This is a genomic window from Abiotrophia sp. HMSC24B09 (assembly GCF_001815865.1).
Classification (GTDB): Bacteria; Bacillota; Bacilli; order Lactobacillales; family Aerococcaceae; genus Abiotrophia.
In genome coordinates, this window is the sequence record NZ_KV822209.1 from 1 (window position 1) to 617 (window position 617).

Genomic DNA, 617 nt, shown 5'->3' on the forward strand with positions numbered 1-617 from the left:
GCGATTGAACGCGCGGCGGAAACGCAACGTCAAGCGATCCAAAATCGTCAAGACTTAACGCAAGACGAGAAAGACGCAGCCAAGGCGAAAGTGACTCAAGCAGCAGCAACCGCAACGAAAGCAGTGGAAGATGCGGCAGACCAAAACGCGGTGACCCAAGCTAAGACGAATGGTACGACCGCGATTGCGGGTATCACGCCAGAAGCGAAGGTACGTCCAGATGCGATCAAGGAAGTGGAAGCAGCGGCGGAAGCTAAGAAGGATCAAATCAGCAAGAACAAGGAATTGACCGCAGAAGAGCAAGCGAAAGCGATCCAAGCAGTCACCGAGGCAGTCCAAAACGCGCGCAACGCGATTAACGGTTCCGACACCAATGCGTTAGTGGGCACAGCCAAGGAAGCGGGCCTAGCGGCCATTGGCGCTATCCAGGGCGAAGCCAAGTCTAAACCAGCAGCCTTAGCAGCGGTAGCGCAAGCAGCCGAGACTAAGAAGCAAGGGATTGAGCGCAACGCGGCGTTAACGAGCGATGAGAAAGCGGAAGCCGTTCGTAAGGTCAACGAAGAGTTAGCGAAAGCGCAGCAAGCGATCAAGGACGCAGCGAACGATGAAGCGGTGAC

The 617-nt window shown here is 55.8% G+C and carries 1 protein-coding gene; it reads left to right on the top strand.

All coding sequences use genetic code 11. The features are described from left to right. A partial coding sequence (locus tag HMPREF3093_RS09895) for a DUF1542 domain-containing protein (RefSeq protein ID WP_218970168.1) occupies positions 1-617 on the top strand: 617 nt, incomplete at both ends.